19 protein-coding genes are annotated in these 15735 nt (G+C 70.9%); 13 read left to right on the forward strand and 6 right to left on the reverse strand.

Features of this window, described 5'->3' with window-relative positions:
- Positions 1-8 precede the first annotated feature (8 nt).
- Positions 9-362 carry a VOC family protein gene (locus tag OHT57_RS42405; protein WP_328752273.1) on the reverse strand — a complete coding sequence of 118 codons (354 nt, stop codon included), beginning with the start codon at positions 360-362 and terminating at the stop codon, positions 9-11.
- Between the two features lie 93 nt (positions 363-455).
- Here OHT57_RS42405 and OHT57_RS42410 point away from each other — a divergent pair, with 93 nt between their 5' ends.
- The 5 genes from OHT57_RS42410 to OHT57_RS42430 all read left to right on the forward strand — a co-directional run bounded on the left by OHT57_RS42410 (position 456) and on the right by OHT57_RS42430 (position 4108).
- Entirely contained in the window at positions 456-851 is a 396-nt protein-coding gene (locus tag OHT57_RS42410) for a GNAT family N-acetyltransferase (protein WP_328752274.1), read from the forward strand.
- 30 nt (positions 852-881) lie between these two features.
- Positions 882-1070 carry a hypothetical protein gene (locus tag OHT57_RS42415; RefSeq protein ID WP_328752275.1) on the forward strand — a complete coding sequence of 63 codons (189 nt, stop codon included), beginning with the start codon at positions 882-884 and terminating at the stop codon, positions 1068-1070.
- Between the two features lie 271 nt (positions 1071-1341).
- Positions 1342-2808: a FadR/GntR family transcriptional regulator gene (locus tag OHT57_RS42420; RefSeq protein ID WP_328752276.1), complete on the forward strand. Its 1467-nt coding sequence runs from the start codon at positions 1342-1344 to the stop codon at positions 2806-2808.
- A 191-nt stretch (positions 2809-2999) separates the two neighbouring features.
- Positions 3000-3767, forward strand: a complete 768-nt coding sequence (locus OHT57_RS42425; protein WP_328752277.1) for an SDR family NAD(P)-dependent oxidoreductase — start codon at positions 3000-3002, stop codon at positions 3765-3767.
- Positions 3764-4108, forward strand: coding sequence for an acyl-CoA dehydrogenase family protein (locus tag OHT57_RS42430; RefSeq protein ID WP_328752278.1), 345 nt, complete (start codon positions 3764-3766; stop codon positions 4106-4108). Before OHT57_RS42425 ends, OHT57_RS42430 begins: the two co-directional genes overlap by 4 nt.
- Here the strand turns inward: OHT57_RS42430 and OHT57_RS42435 are convergent.
- On the reverse strand, positions 4038-4745 hold the full coding sequence (locus OHT57_RS42435) for a TetR/AcrR family transcriptional regulator (RefSeq protein ID WP_328752279.1): 708 nt from the start codon (positions 4743-4745) through the stop codon (positions 4038-4040). The two genes, OHT57_RS42430 and OHT57_RS42435, sit on opposite strands and share 71 nt — an antisense overlap.
- Positions 4746-4945: 200 nt before the next feature.
- Between OHT57_RS42435 and OHT57_RS42440 the strand changes: the two genes are divergently transcribed.
- Positions 4946-5542, forward strand: coding sequence for a thiamine pyrophosphate-dependent enzyme (locus tag OHT57_RS42440; RefSeq protein WP_328752281.1), 597 nt, complete (start codon positions 4946-4948; stop codon positions 5540-5542).
- A 37-nt stretch (positions 5543-5579) separates the two neighbouring features.
- Here the strand turns inward: OHT57_RS42440 and OHT57_RS42445 are convergent, their stop codons facing one another.
- Positions 5580-7631 (reverse strand): sensor histidine kinase, encoded by a 2052-nt coding sequence (locus OHT57_RS42445; RefSeq protein ID WP_328752282.1) that lies wholly within the window; start codon positions 7629-7631, stop codon positions 5580-5582.
- A 436-nt stretch (positions 7632-8067) separates the two neighbouring features.
- Positions 8068-9189 carry a PP2C family protein-serine/threonine phosphatase gene (locus OHT57_RS42450; protein WP_328752284.1) on the reverse strand — a complete coding sequence of 374 codons (1122 nt, stop codon included), beginning with the start codon at positions 9187-9189 and terminating at the stop codon, positions 8068-8070.
- Positions 9190-9365: 176 nt separating this feature from the next.
- Between OHT57_RS42450 and OHT57_RS42455 the strand changes: the two genes are divergently transcribed.
- From OHT57_RS42455 to OHT57_RS42480, 6 genes are all read left to right on the forward strand, one after another.
- The gene (locus tag OHT57_RS42455) at positions 9366-9533 is read left to right on the forward strand and encodes a hypothetical protein (RefSeq protein ID WP_443053549.1); all 168 of its coding nucleotides are present in this window, start codon (positions 9366-9368) and stop codon (positions 9531-9533) included.
- Positions 9534-9602: 69 nt separating this feature from the next.
- Positions 9603-10472 (forward strand): dioxygenase family protein, encoded by an 870-nt coding sequence (locus OHT57_RS42460; protein WP_328752285.1) that lies wholly within the window; start codon positions 9603-9605, stop codon positions 10470-10472.
- Entirely contained in the window at positions 10469-11551 is a 1083-nt protein-coding gene (locus tag OHT57_RS42465; protein ID WP_328752286.1) for a maleylacetate reductase, read from the forward strand. Before OHT57_RS42460 ends, OHT57_RS42465 begins: the two co-directional genes overlap by 4 nt.
- Positions 11548-11715: a hypothetical protein gene (locus OHT57_RS42470; protein ID WP_328752287.1), complete on the forward strand. Its 168-nt coding sequence runs from the start codon at positions 11548-11550 to the stop codon at positions 11713-11715. Before OHT57_RS42465 ends, OHT57_RS42470 begins: the two co-directional genes overlap by 4 nt.
- Positions 11712-12119: a DUF3224 domain-containing protein gene (locus OHT57_RS42475; protein ID WP_328752288.1), complete on the forward strand. Its 408-nt coding sequence runs from the start codon at positions 11712-11714 to the stop codon at positions 12117-12119. Before OHT57_RS42470 ends, OHT57_RS42475 begins: the two co-directional genes overlap by 4 nt.
- A gap of 152 nt (positions 12120-12271) precedes the next feature.
- Positions 12272-13378, forward strand: coding sequence for an NAD(P)/FAD-dependent oxidoreductase (locus tag OHT57_RS42480; RefSeq protein WP_328752289.1), 1107 nt, complete (start codon positions 12272-12274; stop codon positions 13376-13378).
- Here the strand turns inward: OHT57_RS42480 and OHT57_RS42485 are convergent.
- Both OHT57_RS42485 and OHT57_RS42490 read right to left on the reverse strand, forming a co-directional pair.
- Positions 13363-13527, reverse strand: coding sequence for a hypothetical protein (locus tag OHT57_RS42485; protein WP_328752290.1), 165 nt, complete (start codon positions 13525-13527; stop codon positions 13363-13365). The genes OHT57_RS42480 and OHT57_RS42485 overlap by 16 nt on opposite strands.
- A 358-nt stretch (positions 13528-13885) precedes the next feature.
- A complete protein-coding gene (locus OHT57_RS42490) occupies positions 13886-14563 on the reverse strand; it encodes a response regulator transcription factor (RefSeq protein ID WP_328752291.1) in 678 nt (225 codons plus the stop codon).
- A gap of 276 nt (positions 14564-14839) precedes the next feature.
- Here OHT57_RS42490 and OHT57_RS42495 point away from each other — a divergent pair, with 276 nt between their 5' ends.
- Complete coding sequence (locus OHT57_RS42495; RefSeq protein ID WP_328752292.1) at positions 14840-15691, forward strand: hypothetical protein; 852 nt, start codon at positions 14840-14842, stop codon at positions 15689-15691.
- Positions 15692-15735: the final 44 nt, after the last annotated feature.

Genomic DNA, 15735 nt, shown 5'->3' on the forward strand with positions numbered 1-15735 from the left:
GGATCCGGTCAGGCGGGCTGCCACAGTTCGACGCGGTTGCCCTCGGGGTCGGTGACCCAGCCGAAGCGACCCACGCCCTCCATGTCCTGGGTCTCCTCGGCCACGTCCGCTCCCTCGGCACGCAGTTGCGCGAGCATCGCGTCAAGGTCGCGGACCCGGAAGTTGAGCATGGTCTGCTGGGCGCGAGAGCCGAAGTAGTCCGTGTCGGACTCGAACGTCGCGAACACCGTGAGCCCGGTTTCCTGGCGCCACAGACCGTTCTCGTCGGCGTCCAGGCCCAGGCAGTCGCGGTACCACGCGCTCAGGGCCGCAGGGTCGGCTGCCCGCATGAAGTGTCCGCCGATTCCAAGCACACGTTCCATGGCGCCATCCTGCCAGGACAGCGCCTGGCCGGGCGGCCCACACCCTTCACGGGGCCAGGGGAGTCGCGGCGCTGGCCACCCTACGATCGAAGGATGACGATCATGTACGAATGGCGGGGCGACTTCGAGAGCACGGACGTCAACATCCTCCACGCGGAGGCGTTCGGCCATCCGGTCCTGGACGTCGACTGGCTGACGCGGGTCCGCCGCCACAGTGTCGGCTGGGTCTGCGCACGGCGCTCCGGCGAGCTGGTCGGCTTCGTCAACGTGGCCTGGGACGGGGGAGTGCACGCCTTCCTGCTCGACACCATGGTCGGCGCCGGTCTGCGGCATGCGGGGATCGGCGCCGGACTCGTCGCCGAGGCGGCCCGTGGGGCCCGCGCGGAGGGCTGCGCGTGGCTGCACGTCGACTTCGAGGAGGAGCTGGCGGGCTTCTACTTCGACGCCTGCGGCTTTCGGGCGACGAGCGCGGGACTCATCGCACTCTGATCGTGTGCGGACCGGGGCGGCGCCGGTGACTTGTTCAGGACGGACGCTGAGGCCACCCCGCAGGCGCTGCACGGCACTGCTCGTCGCCGCAAGCCGGATCACGCCCGGTACCTGCGCTACGCGTACTCCCTGGACGCCCCGCACCTCGAACTCGTGCAGGAGATCCCGGGCACGCCGTGGACGGCGACACCGGCGCGCGCACGCCCGCATGCCGTTTGACGTCGGGAGCGTGCTCCGCGACGAAGGCCCTCACCTTGTGTCGGAACGCGTCGAGCTCCGGACCGGACTCCAGCCGCATGGCCGTCCGCTCCTCGTCGGCAGAGATCAAAATCGGTTTTGAGGTCACTGTAAGGGCGGCGATTCGCTGCCCGGTAAGGTGAGTTGCCGGAAAACATCGCCAATGAGTGCACTGTGAATGCCGAGACCGGCGGCTTCGGCGACAACTAGACTGACCTCCCGCTGTCCCGTCTTCGCCCGAGGAGCCCCGCCCATGGCGACCGCCGCCGACCTGGAGCCCGCCGACGAACGGGTCGGCACCCTGGGCGCGCAGATCGCCCAGCGCATCGAGGCGGACGTGATCCGCCGTGGCTGGCCGGTCGGCGAGTCGCTCGGCTCCGAGGTCGACCTGCGCGAACGCTACGGGGTGAGCCGCGCGGTGCTGCGCGAGGCGGTCCGGCTCGTCGAGCACCACCGGGTCGCCACGATGCGGCGCGGCCCGGGCGGCGGTCTGTTCGTGACCGCGCCCGACGCGGGCCCCGCGACCCGGGCCATGGTGATCTACCTGGAGTACGTCGGCACCAGCGTCACCGACCTGCTGCACGCCCGCCTCCTGCTGGAGCCGATCGCCGCGGGACTCGCCGCGGACCGCGTCACCGAGGACGGCATCGGCGCCCTGCGCGCCACGCTCGTCGAGGAGCGCGCCCACCGGGACGAGCCCGGCGTCCACTCCCAGGATCCGCTGCACCCCGTGCTCGGGCAGTTGTCGGGCAACCCGGTCCTGCACCTCTTCATCGATGTGCTCACCCGTCTCACCGCGCGCTACGCGCACACCTCGCGCCGGATCTCCAAGGCCGAGACGTACACGGCGAAGGAGACGTCCCACCAGGCCCATTGCGCCGTCGTGGACGCCGTGACCGCCGGGGACGGCGCCCGCGCGCAGACCGAACTGGCCTTGCACCTGGAGTCGGTGGCCGCCTGGATCGAGAAGCACCGGGTGCGGCGCGGCCGGCGGATCTCGGGGAACGTGATCGAGCCCGAACCGGCCGAGGGGCCGCGGGCCAAGCTCGCCGAGGTGGTCGCCGCGCGCATTCACGAGGACATCGCCGCACGTGGCCGGCAGGTCGGCCAGGTGCTCGGCTCGGAGGGCGATCTGCTCGCCCGCTACGGCATCAGCCGCGCGGTCCTGCGGGAGGCGGTGCGGCTCCTGGAGTACCACTCGGTGGCCCGGATGCGCCGCGGCCCAGGCGGCGGCCTGATCGTCGCCGCCCCCGAAGCGCAGGCCAGCGTCGACACCATGGCGCTCTTCCTGGAGTACCAGGGCGTCACCGCCGACGACCTCAGGATCGTCCGCAACGCCATCGAACTCGGCGTCGTCGCCCGGGTCACCGCCCGGCAGGCGGAGGACGGCGTGCGCGACGAGGTCGCCGAGCGGCTCGCGCGGGCGGTGCGCCGGCCCACGGAGGGGCCGGCCGAAGACCGGCGCAAGGCCGACCTGTTCCACACGGAACTGGCCGAACTGGCCCACAATCCCGTGCTGTCGCTGTTCCTCGCGATCATCACCGAGCTGTTCCGCAAGCACGCCGCAGGTCACGACCAGCCCCTGCCCGGCGACACGGCCGCGGACGATGTCCAGCACATCCACCAGCGCATCCTCGACGCGATCCTGGACGGCGACGCCGGGCTCGCCAAACACCGGATGCGACGCCATTTGGATGCACTCATTCCCTGGTGGCATTGATCATCTGGCGGCGCCGATGGCTTGGATAGTTAATTGCGTATACTCAATCGGGTCGAATTGAAGGAGATCCGATGCGCCGGACCCTGTTCGAAGAGACCCACGAGGACTTCCGTCACCTGGTGCACGACTCCTCGAATCCCCGATCGCCCGCCTCTGCGGCGGCACCAGCGAGGTCATGAAGAGGAGTGTTCATGCACATCGACGGTTCCTCGGCGCTGGTCACCGGCGGCGCCTCCGGGCTCGGCCTGGCCACCGCCCGCCGGATCATCGGCCGCGGCGGCCGCGTCGTCATCGCGGACATCTCCGAGGAGCAGGGCGGCAAGGCCGTCGCCGACCTCGGTGAGGCCGCCCGGTTCGTCCGCGCCGACGTCACCGACGAGACCGCGGTCGGTCAAGCCCTCGACGCGGCACAGGAGTTGGGCACCCTGCGGGCGGTCGTGCACTGCGCGGGCCGCGGCGGCGACCACACGCGGATCATCGACCGTGACCGCAACCCCGGTGAACTCGCCACGTTCGCCGAGGTCGTACGCGTCAACCTCCTCGGCACCTACAACGTGCTGCGCCTGGCCGCCGCCCGCCTCGCCGGCAACGAGATCGTCGACGGCGACCGGGGAGCGATGGTCCTCACCGCCTCGGTGGCAGCCTTCGACGGCCAGATCGGCCAGACCTCCTACACCGCCTCCAAGGCCGGCGTGCACGGCATGACCCTCGTCGCCGCCCGTGACCTCGCCGGCTGGAACATCCGGGTGAACACCATCGCCCCCGGCATCATGGACACCCCGATGCTCGGCCGCCTCCGCGAGGACATCCGCGAGGGCCTCGCCGCGTCCGTGCCTCACCCCAAACGCCTCGGCGACCCCGACGACTTCGCCCGCCTGGCCGTGGAGATGCTGGAGAATCCGTACCTCAACGGTCAGACCGTCCGGCTCGACGGCGCCCTCCGTATGGCCCCGCGATGACCGACGACGGCTTCCGCGCCGACCTGCGGGCCTTCTTGGCGGACCAGCATCCCGGCCGCCGCCCCAAGGGCCCCGCAAGCACGGAGGCCGCGGGCCAAGCCGTAGGCCTCCGAGGTCGCCAACCGCGCCGCCTCCGAGCGGTGCAGATCCACGGCGGCTACGGCTATGTGCGCGAGTCGGAGATCTCCCGGTTCCACGCCGACGCCAAGATCCTGGAGATCGGCGAGGGCACCAACGAGATCCAGCGCAACATCATCGCGCGGGCCCGCCTCAGCGGCCGGCCGTGGCCGGCTCCCAGACCGCCTCGGGGTCGAGCGGGAGTTCCGGCCGGTCGCGTGTGAACGCCGCGGCCCGCTCCTCGGTGTCCTTGAGGGAGTCGTCGCTCGCGCCGAACCCGCGGAACAGGGTCACGCAGTACTCACGGGACAGAAATGCCGGATCCCAGCGGCCGCCCGGCTTCACCCACTGGTAGGTGTGGTTGTGCAGGTTGAGGAACTGCAGGGTCGCCAGGCGCGGTTCCGCCACGCGGAAGCTGCCCCGCTCGGCGGCGTCCGTCAGCAGCCCGGTGATCAGGCGCTCGAACTCCGAGCGCTGGTCCAGCAGGGTCTGCAGCTCCGGGCCGGTGAGGCTGCGGTAGTCGTGCTCGTAGACCCAGATGTGGTCGAGCCGGTGGAAGATGATCGTCAGCAGCGACTCGGACAGCAGTCGCAGCCTGACCAGCGGATCCACGTCGAGCTCGGCGATCTGGCGGGCACGGGACAGCAGCGGGCTCATCACCCGCCCCTGGATCTCGATCAGCAGGTTCTCCTTGGAGCCGATGTAGTAGTACAGCGCTCCTTTGGCGAGTCCCACCGCACGGCCCAGGTCGTTGACGGAGGTCGCCGCGTAGCCCTGGCGGGCGAACAGTTCGGCGGCCGTGTCGATGATCTTCTGGCGGCGGACCTCGAAGTCCGGTCCATGACCAGGCGGTCGTGGCATCGCAACTCTCCCCTGACGGGACGACGGGTCGAACCGACCGCATCCCGGGCCCGAAACGGGCGCCGCGGGGGCGGTTCGGGGGGACCGCGGGTCCCGGGACGTCGTCACTCTAGTTTGCTAGACCAGACGGTACATTAATAGACGGACGCCGGCGGCGCGGGGCGTGCCGTCTGCGCGAGCATTGCGATGACGTGACGCGCATGACCCAGGCACCGCAGTTCACTGCCGCCAGCATCGGAACCCGATCCGCCCACGCGGACCAACTCCTCGAAATGTACCGGCGGATGAGGCGCATCCGCCGCTTCGAGGAGCGGGCGTCCGAGCTGTACAAGGCGACGGAGATCCCGGGCTTCCTGCATCTGTCGATCGGCCAGGAGGCCACCGCCGTCGGCGCCTGCCGGCCCCTCGGTGAACGCGACGGCATCACCTCCACCCACCGCGGTCACGGCCATGTCCTCGCCAAGGGCCTGGACTCCGCGTCGATGATGGCCGAGCTGATGGGCAAGGAGGCGGGCACCAACCACGGCCGCGGCGGCTCCATGCACATCGCCGACCCCCGTCTGGGCATCTACGGCGCCAACGGCAGCGTCGGCGCCGGTCTGCCCATCGCCACCGGAGTCGCCACCGCCGCCAAGCTGCGTGCGGCGGGAGACGCCGCCGGGCAGACGGGACTTTCGAAACACGCCCTGGGGCGAGCCCGACAGCACGTCGGCGTCGCCGGGCAGGCCGGACCTTCGAGACACGTCCCGGGCCCGGCGCTCGAGAGTGTGCCCGTGCCGGAGCCGTCCTGCCCGTGATGCTCCGGCACGGGCGCTGTTGCGCAGAGCCCTGCCGCTACTCCCACGCCTCGTACGCGCGGTTGGGGCCGTCAGGGAAGCCGGCCTCCGCGAAGGCGGCCAGCGCCAGGGTGTCGGCGTCGGATTCCGCCGCCCCCGGCGACCGGTAGGTGATCGTGTCCGGCAGCATGGCCAGAGCGGTGATGCCCTGCCCGCCGTCGGACGGGCGCAGCTGGACGCGGATGCCGTGCCGGTCCGCCAGCCGTCCGACCACGTACAGACCCATGCGCTGGGAGATCGCGACGTCCACGGTGGGCGGGTCCGCCAGGTGGTGGTTGATGTCGGCCATCTCCTCGGGAGGCAGCCCGATGCCGCTGTCGTGCATCTCGATCATGATCCGGCCGTCAGGCAGCCGCGCCGCGGTGACCCGGACCATGGAGTGCGGCGACGAGAACGTCGTCGCGTTCTCCAGGAGTTCGGCGAGCAGGTGCACCAGGTCGGTCACGGCACGGCCGTGGATCTCGGCCTCCGGAACCCCGGACAGCTCGACGCGCTCGTACTGCTCGACCTCCGAGGCCGCGGCCCGGATCACGTCGACCAGGGGCAGCGGCTGGTCCCACTGCTGGGCGGGGGTCTCGCCGCCGAGCACGAGAAGGTTCTCGCCGTTGCGGCGCACACGGGTGGCGAGGTGGTCCAGCCTGAACAGGTTGGACAGCTGGTCGGGGTCGGCCTCCTTGCCCTCCAGGCTGGTGATCAGGGCGAGTTGCCGCTCGATCAGGGACTGGTTGCGGCGGGCCAGGTTGCTGAAGATCGTGTTGATGTTGGCGCGCAGCAGGGCCTGTTCGGCGGCCAGCCGGACGGCCTCGCGGTGGACGTGGTCGAAGGCACGGGCGACCTCGCCGATCTCGTCCGTGGTGGTGATCGGGATGGGTTCCACCTGGGCCTCGACCCGGCCGGGGATGGCCCGGGTGAGCTGGGTGAGCAGCGCGGGCAGCCGCTGCTCGGCGATCTCGTGGGCGGAGGTGCTGAGCCTGTGCATGCTGGTGCTCATCGTCCGGGCCACCCAGGCGGCGAGCAGGAAGGCGGCGAGGACCGCGGCGAGCACGAGGACGGCGTTGATGATCGCGTCGTTGCGGGCGTCGTCGGCGATCGTCTGTGCCTGCGCCAGCGCGGTGTCGGTGAGGTAGACCTCGACGCCGCGGTACGCGTCGAAGCTGAGGGTGGAGGCGGCGAAGAAGGTGTCGGACGTGATGCCCTGCGCGGCGAGCTGCGTGGGCGACTTGCCCGAGGCGATCGCGCTGGTCATCTTCGCAAGGCTCGGCGGGGCCACGAAGGTCTTCCCGGCGGCCTCGGCCTGTGTCTGGGCCTCGGTGGTCTGTTTCACGCCGAGCTTCTGCGCGTCGGAGAGCGCCTTGCGCAGCCGGGCCATGTCCCCGTCGGTGCCGGCACCGGCGTACTCCTGGAGCCCGACCTGTTCGAGGTAGACGTAGGAACTGAACGAACCGAGCTGGGCCTGGAGTTCGCCCTCGGTGACCTTGCCGCGGTCCTCGACCAGGAGGTGGGTGCCGATGGCCCGGATCAGGGACTCGGCGGCCTGGGTGAGGGAGACGGCGTACAGGGTGCGGCCGAAGCTCGCCCCGTTGCTGCTGCCGTAGCCGAGCTCGTTGGAGATTTCCATCAGCGGGTGCTGGACGGCGTGGTAGCTCTCCTCGGTCTGCACACCGGTCAGCCGGGAGGTGAAGGCGTTCGCGCGTACGGAGGCGAGCTGCTTCTCGCCGGCGCGGACGAGCTCGACGCGGCGCAGCAGGCCGGGGGTCTGCGGCATCCGGTCCACCGCCTCGTCGAACGCCTTCGCGTCCGCGTCGGTGATCGCCCGCGCCGTGGTGACCACGCTCGACGTCCGGTCGCCCTTGACCAGCGGGGTGACCGACACGTCGCGCTCGTTGATGGCGTCGCTCGCGTACTTGTTGGCGGCCTGGACCAGTTCGGCCACCCGGACCGCGTCGTCGGCGTCCTGCCAGGTGTCCACGGAACGTTTGACACGGAAGCCGCCGAGGACGAGGGCCACGATCACCGGTATGAGGAGGATGGCTTGGAGCTTTCTGGCCACGCGCCAGTTGCGGGTCCATAGCCCTCTGTGGGCGGTGGATGAGGTGTTCGACAAGATGGCCTCACGGTTCTGGGTCGCCTCGTGTCCTGCACACTCAAGAACGTGGGGCGCATGGGGATTTGTTCAGACCGGTTCGCTGCGGAATCCGCGCGAACGTGCGCAACAGGAGTAGCTTCGGCCAATTCTTAGCATCTTGCGTTCACCGTAGGCCCAGGTTATGTAGAAGTTGCAATCACTTGCAGCGCGCCGCTGTCACGGAGTCCGCCCTGTCCTGCCCTGCTGCAAGAAGCGGTCCTTCGAGTTCAGCGCGCCGGTGAGGGACCTGACCGCCCAGGCCAGGAAACGCACACCGGCCCGAACAGCCGTGGCCGAAGTCACTGGAACGCGTCCGCCTCCCCGTCGAGTGAACCGTCGGTCAGCGGCGGAGGCGCGTGTCTCAGAGCCGCCGGGAGCGGCGGACGGTGAGGACGGCGACGTCGTCGTGCGGGCCGCCGCGGCCGGCGAAGGAACGGGCGTCGTCGTGGAGGAACTGCGGCAGCTCGGTGGGGGAGAGGGCGACGTACTTCGTCAGGCGTTCGTCGACCGGGTAGAAGGAGCCATCCGCCGAGCGGGTCTCCGTCAGGCCGTCGGTGCTCAGCAGCAGCGTGGCGCCCTCGGGGAACTCGAACCAGCCCACGGTCGTCGGTTCGTCGGCCAGCTCGGCCAGGCCCAGCGGGACGCCGGGCTCCAGTTCGGGCGTGCTGACCGCGCCGTCGTACAGGACATGGGGCAGGACGTGTCCGCAGTTGACGGCCTGCACCTCGGTGTCCGCGTCGACGCAGACGATGAGGGCCGTGACGAAACGTTCGTCGTCGCCGGTGTGCGCGGCATACGAGTTGTGCCGAACGACCGCCGCGTCCAGGGCGTCCACCAGCGCGGTGAGAGTGGGCTCGCGGTGCGCAGCCTCCCGGAAGGCGCCGAGCACGGCGAACGCGGCACCCACGGCGGTGAGGCCCTTGCCCTGCACGTCCCCGATCAGTACCCGGGTCCCGAAGGGCGAGTCGACGACGTCGTAGATGTCGCCGCCGACGAGCCGGTCCTCCTGGAGCGGCTCGTACACACCGTTGACCAGCACGTCGTCGGTGAGCAGGGGAAGGGGATGCAGGATGTGCCGCTGCATGGCCGCGGCGGTGGAGCGCAGCCGCAACATGGCGTGCTCCCGTCTGATCCGCCGGTGGCATCCGTAGACGGAGGTCGCGGCCAGGGCCAGGGTGAAGAGGATCAGCAGGAGGCGGTCGGACCAGTGGCCCCCGTCGCGGTCCCGCAGCAGCACGCTGGCGGTGACGACCAGCGTGGTCCACACCGCGACGAACGTGGTCTGGCGGACCGTGCCCAGCGCCGAGGCGGCCCCGGGCAGGAAGACCAGCAGTCCGAGCAGCCACACCTCGGACCCGGACACCGCGCCGAGGACCTCCACCAGGCCCGTCACGGTCACGACCCCGGCGACCAGCTCGACGTCGCCCGGAGGCTCGATGGTGTCGAAGGCGTCGCCAGATCTCTTACGACGGCTACGGGTCATGCGCGCTCCCGGGCAGGTGGTGATCTCCTACGTTATGCAGGCCCGCTCCGCCCCGGACACGCGCCCCGCCGATCCGGCCGTCCGGGTGGGGCGCCGCTCGGCGAGTTGCCCGGTGATCCGGCCCTGCGGACCGGCGGGTACGGGCCGCCGAGGCGCAGGACACCGAGATCGCCACCGTGGCCGTCGGGCCGGGCCAGGAGTACGGGGACCCCTACGGCGACCGGGCCCGTCCGAGTGAGATCGCCGACGCGGGCGCCCTGCTCGTACGGCCCGGCGGTTTCGTCGCCCTGCGGCACGCGAGCGCCGCCACCGACGCCGGGGCACTTCTTCCGGACGCGCCCTGAGGTCCCGTCCGAACCCACCGGGTGCGCGATCATGGATGAAACGCCATGCCGACGAGGAGGAGAACCGGGATGACCACCGACGCGATCGGAGCCGGTGTCACCGAGGAGGCCGTCGCAGGTCTCCACGCGACCGCCGACCCACGCCTGCGCGAGCTCCTCGCCGAACTCATCGGCCATCTGCACGACTTCGTGCGCGAGAGCCGGCTCACCCGGCAGGAGTGGGAGAAGGCGATCGCCTTCCTGACGGCGACCGGGCAGAAGTGCACCGACACCCGGCAGGAGTTCATCCTTCTCTCGGACGTCCTCGGCGTGTCCATGCTGCTGGAGACGATCAACGGCGACCGCGTCCAGGGCGCCACCGAGTCCACCGTGCTCGGCCCCTTCCACATGACCGAGTCGCCCGTCCGTGAACTCGGCGACGACATCGACCTGGTGGGCGGCAGCGAGCCGTGCGTGGTCAGCGGCCGGGTCCTGTCGGCCGACGGCACCCCGCTGCCCGGCGCCGTCCTCGACGTCTGGCAGGCCGACGACCAGGGCTTCTACGACGTCCAGCAGCCCGACGTGCAGCCCGCGGGCAACGGCCGCGGACTGTTCACCGCCGACACCGAGGGCCGTTTCTGGTTCCGCACCTGCGTCCCGGCGCCGTACCCGATTCCCACCGACGGCCCGGTCGGCGACCTGCTCCGCGCGACCGGCCGGCACCCCTACCGGCCCGCGCACATCCACTTCATCGCCGCCGCCGACGGACACACCCCCGTCACCACGCACATCTTCGTCGCGGGCAGCGACTACCTGGACTCCGACGCCGTCTTCGCCGTGAAACAGAGCCTGGTGCAGGACTTCGCGACGACCGACGACCCGTCCCTGGCGGCGGAGTTCGGCATCCCGAACCCGTTCCGGCACGCCCGTTTCGATCTCGTACTGGAGCCGAACGCATGACGTTCTCGGGCGACTTCACCTACGAGAGCCGCCCCGGACGGGTCGTCCTGCGGCCCGGCGCCGCCGTGAGCGCGACCCCCGGCGAAGCCGAACACCTTGGTCTGTCCAGGCTGTTGGTGGTGTGCGGCAGACGGGGTGAAGCCGTCGCGCGGGCGGTCGCGGACGCACTCGGCGACCGCTGCGCGGGGCTGCACGCCGAAGCCCGTATGCATGTGCCCGTGGAGGACGCCGACCGGGCCGTGGCGGCGGCCCGCGCGGCCGGGGCCGACGGGGTCGTCGCGGTCGGCGGCGGCTCCTCGATCGGCCTCTGCAAGGCGATCGCGCTGCACACGGGACTGCCGCTCATCGCGGTGCCGTCGACCTACTCGGGCTCCGAGATGACCCCCGTCTGGGGCCTGACCGAGAACGGGGCCAAGCGCACCGGCCGCGACCCGAAGGTCCAGCCCCGCAGTGTCGTCTACGACCCCGAACTGACCCTCTCCCTGCCGGTACCCCTCACCGTGACCAGCGGCGTCAACGCCCTCGCGCACGCCGTCGAGGCGCTCTACGCCCCGGACACCTCCCCGCTGATCGCGCTGATGGCGGAGGAAGGCGTCCGGGCGATGACCGGGGCACTGCCCGAACTGGCCGCCGACCCGGGGGACGTGGAGGCGCGCGGACAGGCGCTCTACGCGGCGTGGCTGTGCGGCTCCTGCCTCGGGGCCACCACGATGGGACTGCACCACAAGCTGTGCCATGTCCTCGGCGGCACCTTCGGGCTCCCGCACGCCGAGACGCACACCGTCGTCCTGCCGTACGCCCTCGCCCACAACTCCCCGGCGATCCCGGATGCGTTGACCGTGCTGGGACGGGCACTTGGCACCGACGACCCGGCACAGGCCCTGTGGGAGCTGGCCGGACGCCTGGGCGCCCCGCGCTCCCTCGCCGAACTCGGCTTCAAGGAAGGCGATGTGGCGAAGGCGGCCGCACAGGTGACGGGCCAGCCGTACGCCAATCCGCGTCCCGTGACGGCGGACGGCGTGCGGGCGGTCCTCGCGGCCGCGTACGAGGGACGGCCACCGAGCGTCCCGGATCGGTGACACCCGAACAAGGGGTCCCCTCCGGCGCGGGCGCCATGGCGCGTGAGTTCGGCGACCCGATGGGCCCGCCCATGGCGGGCGCCGACGTCACCGACCCCGCCGAAGCGGGACCGGGCCTGTTCAGCCGGGCGTTGTCAGTCCCGGTCGGTACGGTCGGCTCATGAGAGCCGACGGAACCTTCAGCGTCACAGCGTTCGTCCCGACCGGGCTGAAGCCCGAGCCGGCCGTGGTCACCGGGCTTCCGGTCGGGGTCGCGACCATGGAGAAGCACTTCGAGGGCGAGGTCGCCGGCCGCTCGGCGACCCTGTTCACCGCCGCCTACGACCAGGAGTCGGGCGTCGGCACCTATGTGGCCATGGAGTCCTTCGAGGGCGCGCTGCACGGCCGGTCCGGCGCCTTCAACTTCGTGCACTCCGCGACGACCTCCGGCAGCGACCGCACCGCGGAGTTCTTCACCATAGTCCCGGCCAGCGGCACCGGGGACCTGACGGGGATCTCCGGCACCGGCGGCCTCGCGGTCGACTCCGACGGCACCCACCGCATCCGGCTCGACTACGAGCTCGGCTGACACGGCCGTCGTGACCGACAGCTTCACTAAAATCACACACGACCCGACTGACACTTGAGGTTTCAAGGGTTACGCTCACCGGCATCCGAGTGCTCGGGGGAGCGGCTCGTCCGCCATGGCACTCCCTCCCCCCACGGTTCAGGAGTCTCGGCGTGCGTGACGGCGACGTAGTGGTGATCGGCGGCGGCTATGCGGGCGTCCGGCTGGCGAAACGGCTGGACGCGACGGCGCGGGTCACGTTGGTGGACCGCAAAGAAGTCTTCTTCCACCGCATCTCCTCCTTGCGCGCGGGTGTGCGCAAGGAGTGGACCGTCACCCCCTTCATCCCCTACGACAGGCTGCTGCGCCACGGCCGGGTCGTCGTGGGCAAGGTGGTCACCATCGACACCACCGAGCGGCAGGTGGTGCTGGCCGACGGGACGCGGCTGCCGTACGACGTGGTGGTCGTCGCGACCGGCGCCGACTACCCGGCTCCGGCCCGCTTCGGCGGAACCACCACCGAGGAGGCGATGAAGTCCTTCGCCGAGCACCAGCAGAAGATCGCCCTCGCCGAGCACGTCCTGGTCGTCGGCGGCGGCCCCTCCGGAGTCGAACTCAGCGCGGAGATCCGGCTGGCCCGGCCGGACGCCCGGGTCACGCTCGCGCACTCCGGTCCGGCGCTGCTCGACAACACGGGCAGCGAACGCGCCGGACGCAAGGCGCGTGCCTGGCTGGAGTCCCACGACGTCGAGGTACGGCTCGGCTCGTTCATGGCCCCGGGCAACGACTTCGGCACCTACCGCGATGCCCAGGGCGACGTCGTCACCGCCGACCTCTCCTTCTGGGCGACCGGCACCACCCCCAACACCCTCTGGCTGCGCCTGGGCGGACACGGCGAGTGGCTGACCCCGTCCGGGCACGTGAAGGTCGACCGCACGCTGCGGGCCAAGGGGCACCTGGACGTCTTCGCGGTCGGCGACGTCAACGACGCCACCGAGCTGAAGATCACCCCTGCCGCGCTCGCCCAGGCCGACCTCGCCGCCTGGAACATCCGCGCCCAGCTGAACAGTTCGGGCCGGCACCGCAAGGAGCCCCGCTTCTACCGGCCCATCCACCGCTCCCCGCTGATCGTGCCCTTCGGCGCGGCCGACGGGGTGACCATGCTGCCCGTGCCGGGCGGCGAGACCGCGGTCCTCGGCGGCCGGACCACCACGCTGGCCAAGTCGAAGACCCTCATGACGCCCTACATGAGGCGCCAACTCGGCTACACGGCCGCCTGATTGGCGAAGGTGACCTCCGCGGTCGCGTGCCGGGGCTCCCGGTGCGTGGCGATGTGAGGATGCGCCCGGCCGTCGGCGAGAAGGTCCCCAGCGAGGAGGCGCTTGCGCTTGAACGCGGGTCGGCGCAGCCGGTACGCCGGCGAACTCACCTGCCGTCCGGGGGAGTTGCGGCGGGCCGGCTCCGGCATCAGTAGGGCCGGCGGCGGGCCGCGAAGGACGAGGCCCGGGGGCCCTCGGTGTCACGGCCAGGGGTGCCAGAACTCCACGTGGGAAGGCGGGCGGGGGCATCGGCCCGCCTTCCTCGCTGTTCTCGGCCGACAGGTATCAGAAGTGGGCGACGGTCGGGCGCCGCAGGGGTTCGCCGCAGGCGGGGCTGGTGGGACGTGCTCGGCGGCTGTGCGCGCGGGTGGCGGCAGGCCGGGATACGCGCAGGCCGTACGGGGTGGAGGTGTGCGCGGGTGGTGGCAGGCCCGGACGCGGGCGAGACGTGCAGGTCGTGCCGGGGTCTTACGCGTGCAGGACGTGCTGCGTCGGTCTGACCAGGCCCGATTCGTAGGCGAAGACCACCGCCTGGACCCGGCCGCGGGCGCCGATCTTGGTGAGGATGTTGCTGACGTGGGACTTCACGGTGGTCGGGGCGATGCAGAGCCGGTCGGCGATCTCGGCGTTGGAGTCGCCGCAGGCGACCGCGGTGAGCACGTCCCGTTCGCGTCCGGTGAGGGTGTCCAGCCGGTTGCCCGGCGTGCCGCTGTCGACGGCACGGTCGTCGCGGACGGCGTCGATGAGCGCACGGGTCAGTCCGGGGGAGACCACGACGTCACCGGCGGCCACGACCCGGACGGCCGCGACCAGTTCGTCGGCGGTGGCGTCCTCGGGGAGATGCCCGGCGGCCCCGGCGCGCAAGGCGCCGTAGGGATAGGTGTCGTCGCCCGTGGTGAGGAGCAGGACGTGCGGGACGGGTCCGTCCGGTGCGTGGGCGATGCGGCGGACGGTCTCGATGGTGTCCGTGCCGGTGGTGCGGCCGTCCAGCAGGACGACGTCCGGCCGGAGCAGGGCGCTCAGCCGGACCGCCCCCGGTCCGTGCGTCGCCTCGCCGACGACGCTCAGATCGGGCTGGGACTCCAGGAGCATGCGGAGGCCGACACGCTGAAGTGCCTGGCCGGTGGCGATGAGGACGCTGGTCATGGCGGCGTACTCCATCCTCGCCCAGCAGACGATCCGCTGAACGAAACGGTTTCGTTCTCGTGGGATGAGACTAGCCCGCGGGGTATCGAAACGGGAACGTTTCGATTGTGGGGTGGGTCACATTCCGCTCCGGGTTTCGATGCCCGGTGAGGCCTCCGGACGTTCCCGCATCCCGCCACTGACGCGCCCGGGTCAGGTGCGGCAAGGAGGGCAACCCGTTCGCGAGCGGCGGCGACCTATGGGTGAAATCCCGCCCCCACGAAGGGAGTTCACTCCATGCGCACCCGTATCGTGCGTCTCGTCACCGTCCTCGTCGCCCTGCTCGCGGTGTTCGCCACCCCCGCCATAACGGCGACACCGGCGCAGGCGGCGGACAACTGGAACCCGCCCGCAGGCCTCGTCCAGCCCCTGGGCGAGGTGTGGAACCACGTCGAGTCGACCTACTCCGACCTCTACGGCTTCCGCAACTACGGCTGGGACCAGGTCGTCGCCAACAAGGGCAGCGTCAACTACTGCGTCCGCTGGGAGTCCGACGCCCCGGTCAGCGCCGCCCTGCGCGACCAGGTGCAGGCCGCCCTGAAGAAGCAGTTCGGCAAGTGGATGGCGGCCATGCTCGACAACGGCACCGGCACCAACGCCTGGCCGTACACCACGGTGCCCGTCAACATCGTCGGCTGGGCGGTCAAGAACCGCTCCACCCTGCAGTGGACCAACAACTCGGTCGACATCTACGCCGGAAACCTGGACTCCGGCGGCGCTCCGCAGTGCGCCCCCGACTGTGGCCGCTTCTTCCATCAGGACGGCAACTACTCGAAGTGCCCCGGCGGCGTGGCCCGCCACTACGACCAGTCGCTCTGGCTGACCAAGGGCTTCCAGGGCGGCGCCGGCGGGGACTGGGGTCAGCGTGTCGGCCAGGAGTACTTCACCGGAGCCCTCGCCCAGGAGAACATCCATATCTATCTCCATGAAGTCGGCCACACCTTCGGTCTCGACGACTTCTACGACTGGACCCCGACCGGCCAGTGCTGCTTCCTGATGAACGCCGGCAGCGCGACCCGGATCACGGATTTCGACAAGTGGATGCTGCGCGACTTCTGGCGCCACCTGAAGAACCGGTACGGCTACTGAGCACGGCGAGTCGCAAGGCCTGCTGAGTCGGCGGGCGGTCGGCA

This window comes from Streptomyces sp. NBC_00285, assembly GCF_036174265.1.
GTDB lineage: Bacteria > Actinomycetota > Actinomycetes > Streptomycetales > Streptomycetaceae > Streptomyces.